The following is a 20,552-nucleotide window of genomic DNA, read 5'->3' as shown; positions in this document are numbered from 1 at the left end:
CCGTCATGATGCCGCTGACCTCTGACGCTCCCGGGCGGCGCGGCGCCGGCCCGCCGTCACGGCGAACAGCAGGAGGAGCACCGCCCAGCTGCCCAGGCTCAGGAACAGCTGCGTGCGCGTGCCGTCGTTGAAGCCCATCGCCACGAGGATGGCCAGGATCGCGACGATCGCGACGACCGTCAGCACCGGGAAGAGCCACATCTTCACGACGAGCTTCTCGGGGTCGGTGCGCCGGCGCAGCACCAGCTGGCTCACGGCGATCAGCAGGTAGACGAAGAGGATCACGGCGCCCGAGGAGTTCAGCAGGAACAGGAAGACGCCCTCGGGGTCGATGGCGGCCGCGATGACGCACAGGAACCCGACCACCGTGGAGGTGAGGATGGCCGCCCGCGGGACGCCGCCGGGACCGAGGCGCACCAGCGCCTTCGGCGCCTCGTGCCGGTCAGCGAGCACGAAGAGCATCCGCGACGCCGTGTAGAGGCCGGAGTTCAGGCAGCTCAGCACGGCCGTGAGCACCACGAGGTTCATCACCAGCGGCGCGTAGGGGATGCCCATCGCGCCGAGGGCCGCGGCGTACGGCGAGGCCCGCAGCTCCTCGGAGTCCCACGGGACGATGCACACGAGCAGGAAGATCGAGCCGACGAAGAAGATCGCCACGCGGACCACCACGCTGCGGGTGGCGCGGGCGACGGCCTTGACCGGGTCCTTCGACTCCGCGGCCGCGATCGTCGCGATCTCCGCCCCGACCATCGAGAAGACGACGACGACGATCGAGCTGAAGACCGCCCCGACCCCGTTGGGGAAGAAGCCCGTGCTGCCCTGCGCGCCGTTGGTGAGGCCGGAGAAGTCCATCGACGCCCCTGGCCACACCCCGAGCACGAACAGGCCGCCCAGCAGGAGGAACAGCACGATCGCCGCGACCTTGATGCCGGCGAACCAGTACTCGAACTCCCCGAAGGAGCGCACCGAGACGAGGTTGGTCACGGTCATGAGCACCATGAGCACGAGCGAGACGAGCCACAGCGGGACGTCGACGTACAGCTGGATGATCCGGGCGCCGGCCACGGCCTCGAAGCCGACGACGATGACCCAGAAGTACCAGTAGAGCCACGCGGTGGAGAAGCCCGCCCAGTTCCCCAGGGCCGAGCGGGCGTAGTCGCTGAACGAGCCCGTGCCGGGGTTGGCCGTGGCCATCTCCCCCAGCATCCGCATGACGAGGATGACCAGCACGCCGGTGAGGGCGTAGGTGAGGAACGCCCCCGGTCCGGTGGTGCGGATGACCTCGCCCGACCCCACGAACAGGCCGGCCCCGATGACGCCGCCGATGGCGATCATCGTGAGGTGGCGCTGGCTCAGGCCCTTCTGGAGACCGCCCCCGTGGCCACCCCCGTGGCCGCCGCCCGCGGTCTGGTCGTCGGTGCGCGTGCTCATCGTCGCGTCCTCTCGTCGTGGGTGCTGGTGCCGGTCCGCTCGGGGTGCCGTGCCAGGACGCTGTGCCGGCGGGCGTAGGCGAAGTACACGACGTAGCCGAGCGCCATCCAGACCAGGAAGCGCAGCCACGTCTCCAGCGTGAGGTTGAGCATCAGGTAGAGGCAGGCGAGCACGGACAGCGACGCGACCAGGCCCACCACCGGCACCCGGAACGAGCGCTGCAGGTCGGGCCGGGTGCGCCGCAGCACCACCACGCCCACCGAGACGAGGATGAAGGCGAACAGGGTGCCGATGTTGACCAGCAGGCTGAGCTCGGACAGCGGGACGAACGCCGCCAGCACCGCGATGACGGTGCCGGTGATGACCGTGATGCGCACCGGGGTGCCCGTGCGGGGGTCGGTGCGCGCCAGCGAGCGCGGCAGCAGGCCGTCGCGGGCCATGGCGAAGGCGACCCGGGTCTGCCCGATGATGAGGATCATCGTGACGGCGATGAGGCCCAGGCAGGCGCCCACGGCCACGACCGAGCCCATCCAGCCCACCCCGATGGCGGTGAAGGCGGTGGCGAGCGGAGCGCCGTCGTCGGGGTCGATCTCGGTGTACGGCCGGACCCCGGTGACGATGAGCGACACCGCGACGTACAGCACGGTGACGACGGCCAGGGACCCGAGGATGCCGATGGGCACGTCGCGCTGCGGCCGGCGGGTCTCCTCGGCGGTGGTCGCCACCACGTCGAAGCCGATGAAGGCGAAGAAGACCAGCGCGGCCGCGGCGACCACGCCGCCCACGCCGAAGACCGAGGGCTCCAGGCCGAACAGCGTCTGCACGAGCGGCGTGGTGAGGGCGCTCTCCTCACCGCCGCCCGACCCGCCCGAGCCCTGCGACGGCGGGACGAAGGGCGACCAGTTGGCGGTGGAGACGTAGAAGGCGCCGACGACGATGACGAGCAGCACCACGCCCACCTTGATGGCGGTGAGCACCTGGTTGAGCCGGCTGGAGAGCTTGATGCCGGTGGCGATGACGGCGGTGAGGGCGAGCACCAGCAGGGCTGCGGGCAGGTTGACCACCCCGTCCTCGACACCGGAGACCGCCGCCGGCAGGGTGATCCCGACCTGCCCGAGCACGACCTGGAGGTAGGCGGAGAAGGACGTCGACACCGCGGCCGCACCGACCACGAACTCGAGCACGAGGTCCCACCCGATGGTCCACGCCACCAGCTCGCCGAGGGTGGCGAAGGAGAAGGTGTACGCGCTGCCCGCCACGGGGACGGTGCTGGCGAACTCGGCGTAGCAGACCGCGGCGAGCGCGCACGCGACCGCAGCGATGACGAAGGACAGCGCCACCGCCGGTCCGGCGTTCGTGGCGGCCGCCGTGCCCGTGAGCACGAAGATGCCGGCCCCCACGCTGACGCCCACCCCGAAGACCACGAGGTCGAGGGCACCGAGGCCCTTCTTGAGGGAGTGCTCGGGTTCCTCGGTGTCGGCGATCGACGCCTCGACGGACTTGGTGCGCCACAGACTCACGCCGGCGCATCCTCGTCCTGTCGGGACCCGACTGCCAGCCGGGAGGCGGCGAGCTCCCAGCGGGAGCGCGGCGAGACCGGGTACCGGGCTGCTGCGCTGCGTCACGACGGCGCCTGGTCGGCCCGCACCGCTCCCCCGGCCGGACCCGGGTGGCGCACCTCCGACAGGGCGCTGTCGGCGCTGGTGGCTACGTTCGGCAGGTGCTCCACGACCCCTCCCGCTCCGCCCCGTCCGCGGACGCCGCGCCGTCGACGGTGGCGCCCGGCGCCGGCGACGCGTCGCAGCGGCTGCGCGTGCGCCAGGTGCTGCTCGAGGTGTGCGTGCTGGACGACGTCGACCTGGTGCCCGCGTCCGACGGACTGGTGGTGGCGGGCCCACGCGGCGCCCGCCACCTGCCGGCGGCAGCGGTCGAGGAGGTCCTCGGGGACCGGCCCGGCGACCACCCCGACACCCGGCCCCGCCTGCGCAGCTGGCTGCGGGCCCACGCCGCGGTCACCCACGAGGCGCTGCACGGCTGCCTGCGGCCCCTGGCGCTGCCGCGCGGTGGTGCCCTGCACCCCGGGCCCGCGTGGGTGCGCACGTCCGTCGGCGGAGGCGCGCTGGACGTGGGTCTCGGTCTGGTCGGCGCCGTCCCCGGCGAGGCCGACCCGGTGCCGCTGTGGCCGGACCTGCTGGCACGGCTCGACGCCGAGTCCGTGGCCGCCGGCCGGCAGCCCCTGGACGCCGACGCCGCCTGGTGCGCCGCGGCAGCCCACCTGGAGGGCGCGGGACGCGCCGCCGCCCAGCACGTGGAGCGGGAGCTGCGCGCGCGGGTGGTCGAGCACGAGACGCGCGAGCACCCGGACCGCGCCCCCGCCCAGGCCGTGACCGTGGTGGAGCCCACCGACGGCTGCGACGCCCTCACGCTGCTCGCGTCGGCGCCGCTGCGGCGGTGGCTGGCCGAGGCGGACGGCACGGGCCTGCGGGTGGTCGCGGTCCCCTCGAGGATGCGCGGCTGGACGGACCTGGCCCACGTCGACGCCGACTTCGTCACCGCCGCCTGGACCGCCACCGAGCCCGACCGCCGCGGGCTGTCCCGGCCGGCGCTGGTCACCCGGGACGAGGTGGCCCTGGCTCCTCGCTGGGTGCGCTGAGGGCCGCGGAGCCCCCACCGCGGCGTCGACGGGCCAGGAGCACCCCTCCGAGGAGCACCAGCAGGCCGATCACCGCGAGGGCGGGGGCGAACAGCACGGTGTCGCCGAAGACGTCGAACGCGAAGTACGACAGCGCCCCCACGAGGTAGAGCCCACCGAGCGCCAGGTGCACGCGGCGGTCCAGCGCCACACCTGCGGCGATGGACACCGCACCGAGCGCCAGGTAGGCGAGCGCGGTGGGCGTGCCACCACCCTCGAGCAGCAGCACCGCCAGGCCCGCGGACAGCAGCGCGCCGAGGTGGGGCCAGAAGGCCTCCCGGCGCAGCCCGCGCCGGTCCAGCGCCACCCCCGCCGCGGCCAGGCCCACCGCCAGCAGCCACGCCGCCACCTGTCGGCCCGCGTCACCGCCGGAGCTGCTGGAGACGGCGTCACCGAGGTCCAGCACGAGCGAGCCGAGCGCCGCCACCAGGGGCGCCAGCAGGAAGCTCGTGCGGTGGCGCCGCCACGCGGCCACCGCCGCCAGCACGGCGGAGACCTCCATGGCCATCCACGCCGAACCGCCCCAGTCGTCGAAGGCGTCGTAGTCGGCGTAGGGCGGCAGCCGCAGGGCACCCGTGGCGGCGTGGGCGGCGTAGACCACCAGCGGCACCGTGCACACGGCGACGGCGGCGACCACGCCAGCGGCTGCCGCGCCCCCGCCCGTGCGACGGGCGCGGCGGCGCAGCAGCTCCGCCACCACGACGAACACCAGGAGGTAGGAGCTGACGACCACCAGCCCGGTCCGCGGCCCGTACTGCGCCCACCCGGAGCCGGCGAACACCGACATGGCCAGCAGGGCGATGACGCCGCCGGTGTAGACCGCCACCTCGGCGCCCGTCGTGCGGCGCCCCGGTGCGGGTGCCGGCGGCGCTGCGACCAGGGCCTCCCACAGGGCGCCGGCCGCCTCGGGCACCCCGGCGCTCTCCGCCGCGCGCTGCACCTGCGCGCGCGTCACCAGCCGCGGCTCGACGTCGTCGTCCTGCTCCCCCACGGGAGCAGGGTGGCGCGGCTCAGCCCCGCTCGGCCACCGGCGCGCCGGGGCCGACAGCACCGGCTCCGGCTCCGGGGCCGTCGGACAGGCCGGCGATGCGCTCGGCGACGCCCCGCGCGATGTCCTGGGCGGTCAGCCCTGCGGCGGCGAGCACCTGGGCGCGGCTGCCGTGCTCCCAGAACCGCACGGGCACACCCACGGCACTGGTGGGGACGTCGAGGCCGGCGTCCGCGAGCGCCTGCGCGGTGGCCGAGCCCACACCCCCGGTCCGCACGCCGTCCTCGACGGTGAGCACGAGCCGGTGGTCCCGGGCGAGGTCGACGACGAGCGGCGACACCGGGAGCACCCAGCGGGGGTCGACGACGGTGGCGCTGATGCCGTGGGCGGCGAGCCTGTCGGCCACCTCGAGGGCCAGCGGCGCGAACGCGCCGACCGCCACCACGAGCACGTCGCGCTGGCCCTGCTCCGCCCGCTCACCGGGGGTTCCGGTGCGGGCGAGCACGTCGACGCCTCCGGCGCCGCCGAGGCGCTCCAGGGCCGGGACGGACTCGGGGGCGGCGCCCTTGGAGAAGCGCAGGACGGTGGGGGCGTCGTCGACGTCGAGGGCCTCGGCGAGCTCCTCGCGCAGCGTCGCCGCGTCGCGCGGAGCGGCCAGGCGCAGGCCGGGCACGGGGGCGAGCAGGCTCATGTCCCAGATGCCGTGGTGGCTGGGGCCGTCGTCGCCGGTGATGCCGGCCCTGTCGAGCACGAAGGTCACGCCCGCGCGGTGGAGGGCGACGTCGAGCAGCACCTGGTCGAAGGCGCGGTTGAGGAACGTCGAGTAGACGGCCACCACGGGGTGCAGGCCGGTGAACGCCAGGCCGGCGGCGGCCGTCGTGGCGTGCTGCTCGGCGATCCCCACGTCGATGACGCGGTCGGGGTGCTCGGCGGCGAAGCGGTGCAGGCCCACCGGGATGAGCATCGCGGCGGTGATGCCGACGACGTCGGGACGGCGGCGGCCGACCTCGACCATCTCCTCGGCGAAGACCTTGGTCCACGTCGGCGCGCCGCCGGAGGGGGCCAGGGACTGGCCGGTGTCGGGGTCGATGACGCCGACGGCGTGGAACCTGTCGGCCTCGTCGGTCTCGGCGGCGGAGAAGCCGTTGCCCTTGCGGGTCATCGCGTGGACGATCACCGGCCCGCTGAACGCCTTCGCCCGGCCGAGCGCGTGCTCGAGCGCCTCGACGTCGTGCCCGTCCACCGGGCCGATGTACTTCATGCCGAGGTCCTCGAAGAGGCCCTGGGGGGCCACGAAGTCCTTGAGGCCCTTCTTCATCCCGTGGAGGGTGTCGTAGGCCATCCGGCCCGGCGCGCCGCCGCGGGCGAGGGTGGCCTTGCCCCACTCGAGGAAGCGCTCGTAGCCGCGCGTGGTGCGCAGCGTGGCGAGGTGGTGGGCCATGCCGCCGATGGTCGGCGCGTAGGAGCGGCCGTTGTCGTTGACGACGACGACGAGGCGCCGGTCGACGTCGGCGGCGATGTTGTTCAGCGCCTCCCAGGCCATGCCGCCGGTGAGCGCGCCGTCTCCGATGACGGCGACGACGTGCCGGTCGGCCTGCCCCTGCAGCGCGAAGCCCTGAGCGATGCCGTGCGCCCAGCTCAGCGAGGTGGAGGCGTGGGAGTTCTCCACGACGTCGTGCACGGACTCCTCGCGGCTGGGGTAGCCCGCCAGGCCGCCGCGCTTGCGCAGGCCGGAGAAGTCCTGCCGGCCGGTCAGGAGCTTGTGCACGTAGGCCTGGTGGCCGGTGTCGAAGACGACGGTGTCGCGCGGGGAGTCGAACGTGCGGTGGATGGCGAGGGTCAGCTCCACCACCCCGAGGTTGGGCCCCAGGTGCCCGCCGGTGCGGCTGACCTCGCGCACGAGGAAGGTGCGCAGCTCCTCGGCCAGCTCGCGCACCTCGGCGACGCTGAGGCGGCGAAGGTCGCGCGGACTCGTGATCTGCGGCAGCAGGCCCACCGGCTGCCCTCCCCTCGTGGTGCGCCGCCTCGCGGGGTGCGGGGCGGTGCGAGAGCCGAGTCTAGGCAGCGGGGCTGATCGCACCCGTCGGGCGAGCCGGCACCTGCACACCACCTGCACACCTTCAGCGCTGGTGTGCCCGACGTCACGCGCCCGTCACAGCCGGGGTGGCCGCCTCACGCCGCGCAGGGCCTCGGCCACCAGCGCCACGCCCCGCGAGGCCGCCGCCAGGCGCGCCTGCTCGGAGTCGAGCGCGTCCAGGGCGCGCTCCACCACGTCCACGCCCACGGCGCCGGCGAGGTCCGTGCGCAGCGTGGCCACGGCCCGCCGCTGGCCCTGCGCCTGGGCGGCGACGTGGTGGCCGGCGAGCACGGCGAGCACCAGCGGGTGGCGCACCAGCACGTCGTGCCCGCGGTAGTCGGGCGGGCACAGGTCCAGCAGCCAGGCGCTGGCGGTGCGGGTGAAGCCGTCGGTGTCGGGCGGGTGGACCTCTCGGGGCCAGCCGGGGGGCACGTGCGCGCTCACGGGTGCATCACGCGGCGCAGTCCAGCACCCGCCGCCGACACCCCGCCCCTCCCCGCCCCTCCCCGCCGTGGTCACGCGGGAGGCGCGGGTCAGGCCGTGACGGTCAGGCCCTCGGCCCCCTCGCCCGAGACGCTCACCGACCCGTCCTCCACGGCCACGCGCAGCGGTGAGCCGGCCACCTGCAGGCCGCACGCCCGCAGCGCCCCGAACGGCGCCCCGGGCACCGGCGCCACGGACAGCCGCCCGCCGGGCACGTCGGGGCGGACGCCCAGCAGCGCGGTGAGCACCGCCACCGCTGAGGCCGCCGACCAGGCCTGCGGGCGGCACGACGCCGGGTAGGGCACCGGTGCCGGCACACCGCCGGGCCCAGAGCGGGCCTCCCCGCCGTGCAGCTCGGGCACCCGGTAGCCGAACGCCTCCGCGGCGTCGAGCAGCCCGGCGGACAGCACCGCCACGGCCTCGGCGTGCCCGTCGCGGGCGGCGCCGGTGATGGCGATGGCGGTGTCGTGGGTCCACACCGACCCGCCGTGGTAGCTCAGCGGGGAGTACCCGGCCATGAGCGAGCTCATCGTGCGCAGCCCCCGGCCCTCGGCCAGGTCGGGCTGCACGAGGCGGCGCGCCACCAGCGCGGACTCCGCCGGCGTGAGCAGACCGGTCCCCAGGAGGTGGCCCGGGTTGGAGGTGACCGAGTCCACCGGCGCCCCGGAGGCGTCGAGCGCGATCGCCACGTGGCGCCCCAGCTCGCCCTCCACCCAGAACCGCTCGCGGAAGCGCACCGCGAGCTCGGCGGCCCACGCCCGCCACCGCTGTCCGCCGGCGCGCCCGAACGCGTCGAGGAGGGCCGCGGCGCCGACCGCCGCCTCGTGGGCGTAGCCCTGCACCTCGCACAGCGCGATCGGTCCGGCGGCCAGGCGCCCGTCGGACCACTGGACGGCGTCGCCGGAGTCCTTCCAGCCCTGGTTGGCCAGCCCCGTGCCCGACCCCGCTCCGGCGTAGCGCAGGAAGCCGCCGCCGCGCTCGGCCGCGGTGGCCATCCACTCCAGCGCCGCCTCCAGGTGCGGCAGCAGCGGCTCGACGTCAGCGGCGGGCAGGCCCCAGCGCCACGCGTCGTGCAGCAGGCACACCCACAGCGACGTCGCGTCGACGGTGCCGTAGTAGACCGGCGGCAGGAAGGCGGTGCCGCCGGCCTGCTCGGCCTCGCTGGCGGCGCGGCGCAACTCGTGGAGGACCTTGCCCGGCTCCTCGCCGGTGGCCGGGTCGTCCTCCGTCCCCTGGCGCGCGGCGAGCACGCGCAGCGTGGACGCGGCCAGGTCGGTGCCCAGCGGCAGCAGCATCCGCGCCGACCACAGCGAGTCGCGCCCGAAGAGCGTGAAGTACCAGGGCGCGCCGGCGGCCATGAAGACGTCGTCACCCATCGGCCCCGCGTCGCCACCCGTGGTGCGCATCCGCAGCGCCTCGAGGTCCTCCAGCGACCGCGCGACCCACCGCGCCAGGCGCTGGTCGCCGCTGGCGACGCCCAGCTGGTCGGCCCAGCCGGCGCGGGGGGCCCCGGCCACGACGGCCCCCGCGTCGCGTGCGTCGAGCCGCCAGGAGGCGCTCCACCGCTGGCCCGGCGCCAGGTCCACGCGCCAGGTGAGCTCGGCGACCGCTCCGCGGACGACGACGGCGGCGCCGGGGGCCACCACCTGCGCGCTCACGCCGTCGCGCTGCCAGCCGACCCCGCCGTCGTCGTCCTGCCGGGGTGCCACGGCGGGCGCGCTGCGTCCGCCCTTGACCACGTCCATGGCCACGAGGTCGGCGGCCAGGTGCACGGTCACCTCGGTGCTCACGGGCGTGCGCGCGGAGCTGACGAGCACCAGGTCCTCCACGAGCCCGTCGGGGCTGACGCGGCGGTGCTGCTCCAGGCGCACGGTGGGGTCCGGGGCGTCGTCGCCGAGACCGCGGGCCACGGACACCACGAGCTGGCCGTCTGCGCCGTCGGGCGCGGCGAGCACGGGGGTCGGAGCGGAGCCGCCGACCGTGGCCACCAGCGCGCAGAGCACCCGCACGTCACCGCACCACAGGCCCTGCGCCCCCTGCGCGGAGGCCGACGGGACCGGTACCGCGGAGGTCAGGGAGCCCACGGGACCGCCCGGTCCGCACCACAGCTGCACGGGCGGCGCCAGGGCGGCGACGAGGTCGTGCAGCCAGGGCTGGAGCATCCGCCCACCCGGTGCGGAGGGGGCCGGCGCGGGCTGCGCCTCGAGCAGGTGGGAGTGGCCGGAGCTCACCGTCGGACTCCTTCGCGTCGGCGGGAGGGGGATCGTGGAGTTGACATCCCCGGAGGTCGACACGACAGTACTCACGACCGGTTTGAACGATCAAACGGAACGGCGACGGAGCCCGGCGACCCGCAGCGGGCGGCGCTCCGCAGCCGCTGACGGCGAGAGGAGGTGGCCTGTGGCCAGCACGGACGACCGCGCCACCCTGGTCAGCGTCGCCCGCGCCGCGGGCGTCTCCCGGCAGACGGTGAGCAACGCCCTCCACGCGCCCGACAAGGTGGCTCCCGAGACCCTCGAGCGCGTCCTGGCAGCGGTGACCGAGCTCGGCTACCGGCCGTCGCTGGCGGCGCGGCAGCTGCGGACCAACCGCGCCCGCACGCTCGGGCTGCGCCTCATGCACTGGGACGGCGGCATCAGCGGCTCGGTGCTCGACAGGTTCCTGCACTCCCTCGTCGACGAGGCGCAGGGCCGCGGGTACCGGGTGGTGCTGTTCACCGCGGACGACGACGCCGGCGAGGTCTCCCGATACGACGAGCTGCTCTCCACGGGCCAGATCGACGGGTTCGTGCTCACCAGCACCCACCACGGCGACGCCCGCACCGCCTGGCTGCTGGAGCGCGGCGTCCCGTTCGCCACCTTCGGCCGCCCCTGGCCCACGCCCGGCTCGGGCGAGCCGGTGCGCACCGACCACTGCTGGGTGGACGTCGACGGCGCCGCCGGCACCCGGGCCGCCACCGAGCACCTCCTCGCCACCGGGCACGCCGCGCCCGCCTACCTCGGGTGGCCGGACGGCTCGGGCACCGGCGAGGACCGCCGGCGCGGCTGGGCGCGGGCGCTGGCCGACGCGGGGGTCTCCCCCGCCGCGACCGTGGAGCTGCAGGTGCCCGACTCCACCGGTGCCGCCTTCGAGGCCGTCAGCGCCGTCCTCACCGGCGCCGGCACGGGCCCCAGCGCCGTGGTGTGCGCGAGCGACACCCTCGCCCTGGGCGCCCGCGGCGCGGCGTCACGGCTGGGCCGGCCGCTGGAGGTGGTCGGCTTCGACGACACCCCGGTCGCTGCCGCGATCGGCGTCTCCAGCGTGGCGCAGCCGGTCGGTGAGGCCGCGACCCTCGCCGTCGACCTGCTCCTCGCCCAGGTGGAGGCGGGGCCGGACGGTCCCCCTCCCCCGCAGCAGCACCTGCTGGCACCCCGGCTGGTGGTCCGGCACGGCCCCTGACCGGCACCTGCGACCCGCACCGCCCCCTGACACGCCGAAGACGACGACGAAGGAGACCCCCATGTCCGAGAGCACCTCCACCCGCCGCCCGCGCTCCGGGCGCCGCGCCCGCCGGTCCCTCGCGACCTGCGCGGTCCTGGCCGCCGGCGTCCTGGTGCTGTCCGCCTGCGGCGGCAGCGGCTTCAGCGACACCGGCTCGCAGGGCTCCTCCGACGGCGCGAGCGGTGGCGGCCAGCTGCAGGTGCTCATCGGCTCCTCCGGCCAGGCCGAGACCACCGCCGTCACCGACGCCGTGGCCGCCTGGAGCAAGGAGTCGGGCACGCCGGCCCGCGTCAGCGCCGCCTCCGACCTCGCGCAGGAGCTCAGCCAGGGATTCGCCGCGAAGACCCCGCCGGACGTCTTCTACGTCTCCTCCGACCTGTTCAACTCCTACGCCGCCAGCGGCGCGCTGGAGGCGTACGGGGACCAGCTGAGCAACGCCGACGACTTCTACCCGGTGCTCAAGCAGGCCTTCACCCGCGACGGGAAGCTGTACTGCGCCCCGAAGGACTTCTCCACCCTCGCGCTGGTCATCAACACCGACCTGTGGACGAAGGCCGGCCTGACCGACGCCGACATCCCCACCACGTGGGACCAGCTGAAGACCGTCGCGCAGAAGCTCACCGGGAACGGCGTCGTCGGGCTGTCGACCTCGGCGGAGTACTCCCGCCTCGGCGCCTTCATGGCCGAGGCCGGTGGCGGCCTGGTGGAGGACGGCAAGGCCACCGCCGACAGCGCCCAGAACGTCGAGGCGCTGAAGTACGTCCAGTCGCTCATGGCGGACGGGTCGTACAAGTTCGCCGCGGACCTCGGCGCGGGCTGGGGCGGGGAGGCGTTCGGCACCGGCAAGGCCGCCATGACCATCGAGGGCAACTGGCTGGTCGGGTCGATGGCCAGCGACTACCCGGACGTGGAGTACGAGGTGGTCGAGCTGCCCGCCGGCCCGGCCGGCAAGGGCACGCTGACGTTCACCAACTGCTGGGGCGTCGCCGCGGACAGCAAGAACAAGGAGGCCGCGGTCAAGCTCGTCGAGGACCTGACCTCCTCCGACCAGCAGCTCTCCTTCGCCAAGGCGTTCGGCGTCATGCCGTCGCTGCAGAGCGCGGCGCAGCCGTTCCAGCAGGAGTTCCCCGCGCAGGCGGCCTTCCTCGCCGGAGCGTCCTACGCCACCGCGGTGCCCAACCAGGAGGGCGTCTCCGACGTCATCACCGACCTGAACTCCCAGCTCGAGGGCCTCGCGAACGGTGACCCGCAGGCGATCCTGCAGCGCACCCAGACCAACCTCGAGACCGCCCTGAAGAGCTCGGGGAGCTGACCCGTGGCCGCTCTCACCACCCCGAGCGCGGCCACCACACCCGTGACCCCGCGGCGGCGCTCCCACCAGGCGCGCCGCCGCGAGGCCGGGGCGGGCTGGCTGTTCACGGCCCCCGCGCTGGCGCTCGTGCTCCTGTTCATCGCCCTGCCCGTGCTCATGGCGCTGTGGGTGTCCATCACCGACTGGCGCGGGCGCGGCAGCCCGTTCGCGGCCGGCGTCCCCGTCGTCGGCCTGCAGAACTACACCGACCTGCTCGCCGGTGGCGGTCTGCCCACGCAGGACCTCGGCACGGCCCTGCGGAACAACCTCTGGTACGTGCTGCTCGTCGTCCCGACGCAGACCGTCGTGGCGCTGCTGCTGGCGACGGCCGTCAACAACCGGCTGCTGCGCGGCCGCGGGTTCTTCCGCACCGCGTTCTACTTCCCGTCGGTGACCAGCTCGGTGGCCATCACCGTGGTCTTCCTCTTCCTCTTCGGGGCCTCCGGCGCGGTCAACCAGGTGCTCGCGTGGCTCGGGATCAACGGCCCGAACTGGTTCGCCGACCCCGACGGCGTGCTGCACCTGCTGTTCGGCGCGGTCGGGATCGACTCCGCGCCGGCGGTCCTGGCCGACCACGGCCTGCTCGGCGTCTCCTGGTGGGACTGGCTCGCCGGGCCCAGCGTGGCGATGACGGCGCTGATCATCCTGGCGATCTTCACGACGTCGGGGACGTTCATGCTGCTGTTCCTCGCCGCGCTGCAGAACATCGCCGGCGAGGTGTCCGAGGCGGCGACCATGGACGGCGCCAACGCCTGGCAGCGGTTCGTCCACGTGACGGTGCCGATGCTGCGTCCCACGCTCTTCACGGTCCTCACGCTGGGCCTGGTCGGCACGTGGCAGGTCTTCGACCAGATCTACACCGGCACGCAGGGCGGCCCGGCCAAGACGACCATCACGCCGGCCTACCTGAGCTACACGTCGTCCTTCGTGAACCAGCAGTGGGGGCAGGGCGCGGCCATCGCGTTCATCCTCTTCGCGATCATCGTCGTGCTGTCGCTGGTGCAGCGCGCCGTGCTGAAGGAGCGGTGATGGGGACGACGACGGCCGAGCGCTCGGCGGCACCCGCACCCGCTGCGCAGCCGGCGCCCCGTTCGGGCAAGCGGTTCCGGTGGACGACGGCGACGTCGTACACCGTGCTCGCGGTGCTCGCGCTGGTCTACGTGCTGCCGTTCTTCGTGCAGCTGGCCAACAGCCTCAAGACCGACGCCGAGGCCACGGCCTCCCCCCTCGACCTCGTGCCCGTGCCGCCGACGTTCAGCGCCTACGAGCAGCTCTTCTCCGGCCTGCCGTTCGGGCTGGCCGCCACGAACAGCGTGGTGGTGGCGCTGTCGGTCACCGCGGGACGCGTCTTCTTCAGCTGCCTGGCGGGCTACGCGCTGGCACGCCTGCAGTTCCGCGGGTCGTCGCTGGTGATGGCGCTGTTCATCGCCGTCATGGCGGTGCCCGGCGTGGTGCTGCTCATCCCCAAGTTCCTCGTGCTGAACCAGCTGGGGATCTACAACTCCTACGCAGGTCTGATCATCCCGCTCATGGCCGACGCCGCCGGGGTGTTCATCATGCGGAACTTCTTCACCGCGATCCCCCGCAGCGTGGAGGAGGCCGCCAAGCTCGACGGCGCCGGCGCGTTCCGCACCTTCTGGTCGGTGGTCCTGCCGATGGCGCGCCCGGCGGTCATCACCATCACGATCCTCAGCTTCCAGGCGTCGTGGAACGAGCTGAGCCACTTCATCGTGGCGACCAACTCCCCCGACCTCATCACCCTCACCAAGCTGGTCGCGCAGCTCGCCTCGGGCGGCCAGGGGCAGTCGAACCAGTACCCGCTGAAGCTGGCGGCGGCGCTGCTCATGACCATCCCCGTGGCCGTGCTGTTCTTCGTCTTCCAGAAGCGCATCATGGCGAGCGCCGAGGGCGCAGTGAAGGAGTAGCCCCCAGCCTCACCGGGTGCGCGACGACGACAGACGGAGAGAGGCCGGCCCGAGCGCCCCCTCGCGGGGACGCCGGACCGGCCTCTGCGTCAGACCGGAAGCGCTGGTCAGGCGCTCAGGAGGCTCCGCAGCACGTACTGCAGGATGCCGCCGTTGCGGTAGTAGTCAGCCTCACCGGGGGTGTCGATGCGCAGGCGCGCGTCGAACTCGGTGACCGTGCCGTCCTCCTTGGTGGCCGTCACCTTCAGGGTGCGCGGCGTCGTCCCGGAGTTCAGCTCGGTGACCCCGGTGATGTCGAAGGTCTCCGTGCCGTCCAGGCCCAGGGAGTCGGCCGACTCGCCCTCGGGGAACTGCAGCGGCAGCACGCCCATCCCGATGAGGTTCGAGCGGTGGATGCGCTCGAAGCTCTCGGTGATGACAGCCTTGACGCCGAGCAGCGTCGTGCCCTTGGCGGCCCAGTCGCGCGAGGAGCCCGAGCCGTACTCCTTGCCACCGAGCACCACCAGCGGGGTGCCCTGCGCGGCGTAGTGCTGCGCGGCGTCGTAGATGGTCTCCTGCGGGCCGCCCTCGACGGTGAAGTCGCGGGTGAAGCCACCGGCGACGTCGTCGAGGAGCTGGTTGCGCAGGCGGATGTTCGCGAACGTGCCGCGGATCATCACCTCGTGGTTGCCGCGGCGGGAGCCGTAGGAGTTGAAGTCCTTGCGGTCCACGCCGTGCTCGGCGAGGTAGCGGCCAGCGGGGCTGTCGGCCTTGATGGACCCGGCCGGGCTGATGTGGTCGGTGGTGACCGAGTCGCCCAGCTTGGCCAGCACGCGGGCGCCGGTGATGTCGGAGACCGGCGACGGCTCGGTCTGCATGCCCTCGAAGTACGGGGGCTTGCGGACGTAGGTCGACTCGCCGTCCCAGCTGAAGACGTCGCCGTCGGGCGTGGGCAGCGACTGCCAGCGCTCGTCACCGGCGAAGACGTCGGCGTAGTCCTTGGCGAACATCTCCTGGGTGATGGAGGTGCCCACCACCTCGGCCACCTCGGCCGCGGACGGCCAGATGTCCTCGAGGAAGACCTGCTGGCCGTCGGAGCCGGTGCCGATCGGGTCGGTCTCCGGGTCCCAGTCCATCGTGCCGGCCAGCGCGTAGGCGATGACCAGCGGCGGGGACGCCAGGTAGTTGAGCTGGACGTCGGGGTTGATGCGCCCCTCGAAGTTGCGGTTGCCCGAGAGCACCGCGGCGACGGCGAGGCCGCCCTCCTGCACGCCGGCGGAGATCTCCTCCGGCAGCGGACCGGAGTTGCCGATGCAGGTGGTGCAGCCGTAGCCCACCAGGTGGTAGCCGAGCTTCTCGAGGTAGGGCACCAGGCCCGCGCGCTCGTAGTAGTCGGTGACGACCTTGGAGCCGGGCGCCATGGAGGTCTTCACCCAGGGGCGGACCGACAGGCCCTTCTCGACGGCGTTGCGGGCCAGCAGGCCGGCGCCGACCATGACGAAGGGGTTGGACGTGTTGGTGCACGAGGTGATCGCGGCGATCACCACGTGGCCGTGGTCGAGGTCGAAGGTCGACCCGCCGCCCACGCTGACGGGCACCTTCTTGGAGGGGCGGCCGTCCGGGGTGGGCAGGTCACCGCCGGAGTGCACCGGAGCGGCACCGTTCCCGCCCGAGCCCGAGGGGGCGTCGGAGGCCGGGAAGGTCTCCTCGAGCGCCTCGTCCTGCGAGGTCCCCGCGGTGGCGTCCACGGCGTCGCCCGCGGCTGCGTCGTCGTCGGCGCTGACGTAGTTCGGCAGCACCTTGCGGAACGCGGCCTTGGACGCGGACAGCTCGATGCGGTCCTGGGGGCGCTTCGGGCCGGCGATGGAGGGCACCACGGTGGACAGGTCCAGCTCGAGCTTCTCGGAGAAGCGCGGCTCGGCCTTCGGGTCGTGCCAGAGGCCCTGCTCCTTGGCGTACGCCTCCACCAGCGCGACCTGCTCGTCCGACCGGCCGGTGAGGCGCAGGTAGTCGAGCGTGATGTCGTCCACGGGGAAGATGGCGCAGGTGGAGCCGAACTCGGGGCTCATGTTGCCGATGGTGGCGCGGTTGGCCAGCGGCACGGCGGACACGCCCTCGCCGTAGAACTCCACGAACTTGCCGACCACGCCGTGCTTGCGCAGCTGCTCGGTGATGGTGAGGACGACGTCGGTGGCGGTGGCGCCGGCGGGGATCTCGCCGGTGAGCTTGAAGCCCACGACGCGCGGGATGAGCATGCTGACGGGCTGGCCGAGCATCGCGGCCTCGGCCTCGATGCCGCCGACGCCCCAACCGAGCACGCCCAGGCCGTTGACCATGGTCGTGTGGGAGTCCGTGCCGACGCAGGTGTCGGGGTACACCGTCTCAACACCGTCGCCGCTCTGGCGCGAGTACACCACGCGCGCCAGGTGCTCGATGTTGACCTGGTGGACGATGCCGGTGCCCGGGGGGACGACCTTGAAGTCGTCGAAGGCGCCCTGGCCCCAGCGCAGGAACTGGTAGCGCTCGCCGTTGCGCTCGTACTCGATCTCGACGTTGCGCTCGAACGCGTCCTGGCGGCCGAAGACGTCGACGATGACGGAGTGGTCGATGACCAGCTCGGCCGGCGCCAGCGGGTTGACCTTGGACGGGTCTCCGCCGAGCTCGGCGACGGCCTCGCGCATGGTGGCGAGGTCGACGATGCAGGGCACGCCGGTGAAGTCCTGCATCACCACGCGCGCGGGGGTGAACTGGATCTCGGTGTCCGGCTCCGCCGAGGGGTCCCACCCGGCGAGCGCGCGCACGTGCTCGGCGGTGGTGTTGGCGCCGTCCTCGGTGCGCAGGAGGTTCTCCAGCAGCACCTTGAGGCTGAAGGGCAGGTCAGCGGCGCCCTCCACCGCGGAGAGGCGGTAGAGCTCGTAGCTCTTGGAGCCGACCTGCAGCTCGCCCCTCGCTCCGAAGCTGTCGACGCTGGTGCTCTTCGTGCTTCCCGAGCTCATGCCCGTCCTCCCGCTCGACCCGATCTCCGGTGACCGCAGACCATCCTCGCCCACGCCTGGTGATCACTCGTCATCGGGCATGGCTGGCTGAAGTACCTTGAGCTCAAGATACCTCGTCGGGTCAACGGCCCCCAGCGGCCGCAGCGGGCGTCAGCGGGAGCGGCGCTCCTCCCGGCCGCGCGGCACCACCAGCGGCGTCCCGGTCACGGGGTCGGGGACGACGACGCACGCGAGGCCGTACACGCGCTCGACCAGCTCCGCCGTGAGCACGTCCGCCGGCGGCCCGGCGGCCACCACGTCGCCGGCGTCCACCACCACGAGATGGGTGGCGTAGCGCGCGGCGTGGCCGAGGTCGTGCAGGACGGCCACCACCGTCGTCCCCGCCTCGTGCAGGTCGGCGAAGAGGTCGAGCAGCTCGACCTGGTGGGCGATGTCGAGGAAGGTGGTCGGCTCGTCGAGGAGCAGCAGCGGGGTCTGCTGCGCCAGGGCCACCGCCACCCACACCCGCTGGCGCTGGCCGCCGGAGAGCTCCTCCACCAGCCGGTCGCGCAGCTCGTCGACGCCGGTGGCGACCATCGCGTCGGCCACGGCCACCTCGTCGGCCGCCGACCACTGCCGCACCAGCCCCTGGTGGGGGTAGCGGCCGCGGGCCACGAGGTCGCCCACGGTGATGCCCTCGGGCGCGCTCGCCGACTGGGGCAGCAGCCCGATGCGCCGAGCCGCCTCCTTGGGCCTGTAGCCGGCCAGCACCCGGCCGTCGAGCAGCACCGACCCGCCCTGCGGGCGCAGCAGCCGCGAGAAGGCGCGCAGCAGCGTCGACTTGCCGCAGGCGTTGGGGCCGACCACCGCGGTGAAGGACCCGTCGGGCACCACGAGGGAGAGGTCCTCGGCCACGACCCGGCCCTCGTACCCCAGGCGCAGGTGCTCGGCCCTGAGCCTCGCCTCCCCACGACCGGCCTGGCCTCCCCGGCCCGCCTGCTCGCTCACACCGCTCCCCTCCCCCTCGGCCGGCCGCGGACCAGCAGCAGCACCAGCAGGTACACCCCACCGCCCACCACCGTCACCACGCCCACGGGCACCCCGGAGGCGAACCGCTGGGCCACCTGGTCCGCCGAGAGCAGCAGCAGCGACCCCACCAGCGCCGACCCCGTCAGCGGCAGACCCGCCCCGCGCATCGCCAGCCGCGCGACCTGCGGCGCGGCGAGCGCCACGAAGGCGATCGGCCCGGTGCTCGCGGTCACCACCGACACCAGGGCGACGCCGACGACGACGAGCGCCAGCCTCGCCCGCTCCACGGGGACGCCGTGGGCGCCGGCGGCGTCGTCGCCGAGCTCCAGCTGTCGCAGCGCCGTCGAGAGCAGGGCCAGCAGCGGCAGCAGGACGACCAGCACCGCGAGCGCCCACCGCAGGTCGTCCCAGCCCACCAGCGACAGGGAGCCGGCGCCCCAGACCGCGCCGGCCATGGCCACCTCGGTCTGGGCGCGCAGCAGCAGGTAGGTGTTCGCGGCGTGGAGCACCGCCGTGGCGGCGATGCCGACGACGACGAGGCGGTACCCCTGCACCGAGCCGTGCACGCGGGCGAGGGCGTAGACGGCGGCGGCGGTGAGCATGCCGCCCGCCAGCGCACCGACGGTCGTGGAGACCCCGCCACCGGTGGAGCCGGTGGCCGAGCCGGTGGTGGCGGAGAAGGAGGCGCTGGCGCCGGTCAGCACGGTGAGCGAGAGCAGCGCCCCGGTGTACGCGCCGGTGGAGAAGCCGATGACGTCGGGCGAGCCCAGCGGGTTGCGCGTGAGCGACTGGAACACCGCCCCGGAGGCGCCCAGCGCGGCGCCGAACGCGAGGGCCGCCAGCACGCGCGGGAGCCGCCACTCGAGCACGATCGTGCGCTCGAACCCGGCGCCGGGGTCCAGGGCGGCGGTGAGCACCTGCGCAGGGGTGAGCGGGTAGTCACCGGTGCCGAGGGCGATGACGGCGAGCGCGGCGCACGCGGCGGCCACCAGGAGGCCGACGACCAGCGGCCTGCGGTGCACCCGCAGGCCGACCAGCGGCAGGCGGCCACCCTTGAGAGCGGTCGGCGCGCTCACGGGGCGGGCACCCGCTGGCGGCGGACCAGCGCGACGAGCACGGGGGCGCCGAGGGCGGCGGTGACCACGCCGGCGGGCAGCTCCCCCGGGCGCAGCACCACGCGGCCGACGACGTCGGCCAGGAGCAGCAGCACCGGCGCCGCGAAGGCGCAGCAGGCCACCAGCCAGCGCTGGTCGGGTCCGACCGCCCAGCGGACGACGTGCGGCACCACGAGCCCGACGAAGGCGATCGGCCCGGCCGCCGCGGTCGCGCCGCCCGCCAGCAGCGCCACCGCTCCCACGGCTGCGACGCGCACCAGCCAGACCCGCGCGCCGAGGGCCTGGGCGAGGTCGTCCCCGAGGGCCACGGCGTTGAGCGCCGGGGCCAGCGCCAGCGCCACCACCAGCCCGGCGGCCAGCAGCGGCCAGACCGCTTCGAGCCCGGCCCAGCCGCGGTCGGCGAGGTTCCCGCTCTCCCACACCACCAGCGCCGAGAAGGCCCGCGGGTCGGACAGGCGCAGCGCCGACGTCAGGCCCGCGAGCACCGCTCCGAGCGCCAGTCCGGCCAGCAGCAGCTGCACCGGTGAGCCGCGCCCGCCGCTGCCCGGCGCCGAGGCGCCGACCAGCTGCACGAGGACGGTGGCGAGCAGGGCGCCCAGCAGCGCCGCCCACACGCCGCCGCCCGTGGCCGAGGCCCCCAGCACGCCCACCGCGACCGCGGCGGCGAACGACGCCCCGGCGGTGACGCCGAGGATGCCCGGGTCGGCCAGGGGGTTGCGCGTCACGGCCTGCACCAGGGCGCCCGAGACCCCCAGGGCGGCCCCGGCCGCCAGGCCGAGCACCGTCCGGGGCAGCCGCTGGTCGACGACGACGGAGGCGTCCGTGCCCACCGGCGCGCTGCCACCGCGCAGCGCCGAGGCCAGTGCGTCGACGACAGCACCGACGGGCACCTGGCGCGAGCCGACGGCCAGGCTCAGCCAGACCGCAACGACGAGTCCGGCGGCCAGCACGAGCAGCGCCGCGCGGCGCCGTCGTGCCCTGGTCATGCCGTCCTCACAGGCGTGAGGTTAGCCTGACCTCACAGGGG

Annotated in this window: 15 protein-coding genes; 5 read left to right on the top strand and 10 right to left on the bottom strand. The window is 74.4% G+C overall.

Going from position 1 to position 20,552, the window contains the following annotated elements; translation table 11 throughout:
* Positions 1-3 precede the first annotated feature (3 nt).
* Both FMM08_RS21320 and FMM08_RS21315 read right to left on the bottom strand, forming a co-directional pair.
* On the bottom strand, positions 4-1,431 hold the full coding sequence (locus FMM08_RS21320; protein ID WP_147928360.1) for an amino acid permease: 1,428 nt from the start codon (positions 1,429-1,431) through the stop codon (positions 4-6).
* Entirely contained in the window at positions 1,428-2,951 is a 1,524-nt protein-coding gene (locus tag FMM08_RS21315) for an amino acid permease (RefSeq protein WP_147928359.1), read from the bottom strand. Before FMM08_RS21315 ends, FMM08_RS21320 begins: the two co-directional genes overlap by 4 nt.
* 200 nt (positions 2,952-3,151) lie before the next feature.
* Between FMM08_RS21315 and FMM08_RS21310 the strand changes: the two genes are divergently transcribed.
* On the top strand, positions 3,152-4,084 hold the full coding sequence (locus FMM08_RS21310) for a hypothetical protein (RefSeq protein ID WP_147928358.1): 933 nt from the start codon (positions 3,152-3,154) through the stop codon (positions 4,082-4,084).
* Here the strand turns inward: FMM08_RS21310 and FMM08_RS24040 are convergent.
* The 4 genes from FMM08_RS24040 to FMM08_RS21290 form a co-directional block, all read right to left on the bottom strand.
* Entirely contained in the window at positions 4,041-5,114 is a 1,074-nt protein-coding gene (locus FMM08_RS24040; protein WP_147928357.1) for a hypothetical protein, read from the bottom strand. The two genes, FMM08_RS21310 and FMM08_RS24040, sit on opposite strands and share 44 nt — an antisense overlap.
* A gap of 19 nt (positions 5,115-5,133) precedes the next feature.
* Entirely contained in the window at positions 5,134-7,107 is a 1,974-nt protein-coding gene (gene dxs, locus FMM08_RS21300) for a 1-deoxy-D-xylulose-5-phosphate synthase (RefSeq protein WP_147928356.1), read from the bottom strand.
* A 156-nt stretch (positions 7,108-7,263) separates the two neighbouring features.
* On the bottom strand, positions 7,264-7,632 hold the full coding sequence (locus tag FMM08_RS21295; RefSeq protein WP_147928355.1) for a hypothetical protein: 369 nt from the start codon (positions 7,630-7,632) through the stop codon (positions 7,264-7,266).
* Positions 7,633-7,721: 89 nt separating this feature from the next.
* Positions 7,722-9,902 (bottom strand): amylo-alpha-1,6-glucosidase, encoded by a 2,181-nt coding sequence (locus tag FMM08_RS21290; protein WP_222711047.1) that lies wholly within the window; start codon positions 9,900-9,902, stop codon positions 7,722-7,724.
* Positions 9,903-10,071: 169 nt separating this feature from the next.
* On the opposite strand from FMM08_RS21290, the gene FMM08_RS21285 reads away from it, so the two are divergent.
* The 4 genes from FMM08_RS21285 (at position 10,072) to FMM08_RS21270 (ending at position 14,427) form a co-directional block, all read left to right on the top strand.
* The gene (locus tag FMM08_RS21285; protein ID WP_147928354.1) at positions 10,072-11,109 is read left to right on the top strand and encodes a LacI family DNA-binding transcriptional regulator; all 1,038 of its coding nucleotides are present in this window, start codon (positions 10,072-10,074) and stop codon (positions 11,107-11,109) included.
* A gap of 61 nt (positions 11,110-11,170) precedes the next feature.
* Complete coding sequence (locus FMM08_RS21280) at positions 11,171-12,463, top strand: sugar ABC transporter substrate-binding protein (RefSeq protein ID WP_147928353.1); 1,293 nt, start codon at positions 11,171-11,173, stop codon at positions 12,461-12,463.
* 3 nt (positions 12,464-12,466) lie between these two features.
* Positions 12,467-13,531, top strand: coding sequence for a carbohydrate ABC transporter permease (locus FMM08_RS21275; RefSeq protein WP_222711046.1), 1,065 nt, complete (start codon positions 12,467-12,469; stop codon positions 13,529-13,531).
* Complete coding sequence (locus FMM08_RS21270; protein ID WP_147928352.1) at positions 13,531-14,427, top strand: carbohydrate ABC transporter permease; 897 nt, start codon at positions 13,531-13,533, stop codon at positions 14,425-14,427. Before FMM08_RS21275 ends, FMM08_RS21270 begins: the two co-directional genes overlap by 1 nt.
* A gap of 107 nt (positions 14,428-14,534) precedes the next feature.
* Here the strand turns inward: FMM08_RS21270 and FMM08_RS21265 are convergent, their stop codons facing one another.
* The 4 genes from FMM08_RS21265 to FMM08_RS21250 all read right to left on the bottom strand — a co-directional run bounded on the left by FMM08_RS21265 (position 14,535) and on the right by FMM08_RS21250 (position 20,511).
* Complete coding sequence (locus FMM08_RS21265) at positions 14,535-17,402, bottom strand: aconitate hydratase (protein WP_147928351.1); 2,868 nt, start codon at positions 17,400-17,402, stop codon at positions 14,535-14,537.
* A gap of 150 nt (positions 17,403-17,552) precedes the next feature.
* Positions 17,553-18,389 (bottom strand): ABC transporter ATP-binding protein, encoded by an 837-nt coding sequence (locus tag FMM08_RS21260; RefSeq protein WP_147928350.1) that lies wholly within the window; start codon positions 18,387-18,389, stop codon positions 17,553-17,555.
* Positions 18,386-19,486, bottom strand: a complete 1,101-nt coding sequence (locus FMM08_RS21255; RefSeq protein WP_147928349.1) for a FecCD family ABC transporter permease — start codon at positions 19,484-19,486, stop codon at positions 18,386-18,388. Before FMM08_RS21255 ends, FMM08_RS21260 begins: the two co-directional genes overlap by 4 nt.
* Positions 19,483-20,511, bottom strand: a complete 1,029-nt coding sequence (locus tag FMM08_RS21250; protein WP_147928348.1) for a FecCD family ABC transporter permease — start codon at positions 20,509-20,511, stop codon at positions 19,483-19,485. Before FMM08_RS21250 ends, FMM08_RS21255 begins: the two co-directional genes overlap by 4 nt.
* Positions 20,512-20,552: the final 41 nt, after the last annotated feature.

It is taken from the genome of Quadrisphaera setariae (assembly GCF_008041935.1).
Classification (GTDB): Bacteria; Actinomycetota; Actinomycetes; order Actinomycetales; family Quadrisphaeraceae; genus Quadrisphaera; species Quadrisphaera setariae.
Note: the sequence above shows the minus strand (reverse complement) of the source record. Positions and strands in the feature narration are given on the sequence as shown.

Coding starts and splice junctions, on each gene's coding strand:
- FMM08_RS21320 (WP_147928360.1), bottom strand. CDS start 1,431: ATGAGCACGCGCACCGACGACCAGACCGCGGGCGGCGGCCACGGGGGT.
- FMM08_RS21280 (WP_147928353.1), top strand. CDS start 11,171: ATGTCCGAGAGCACCTCCACCCGCCGCCCGCGCTCCGGGCGCCGCGCC.
- FMM08_RS21270 (WP_147928352.1), top strand. CDS start 13,531: ATGGGGACGACGACGGCCGAGCGCTCGGCGGCACCCGCACCCGCTGCG.
- FMM08_RS21265 (WP_147928351.1), bottom strand. CDS start 17,402: ATGAGCTCGGGAAGCACGAAGAGCACCAGCGTCGACAGCTTCGGAGCG.
- FMM08_RS21250 (WP_147928348.1), bottom strand. CDS start 20,511: ATGACCAGGGCACGACGGCGCCGCGCGGCGCTGCTCGTGCTGGCCGCC.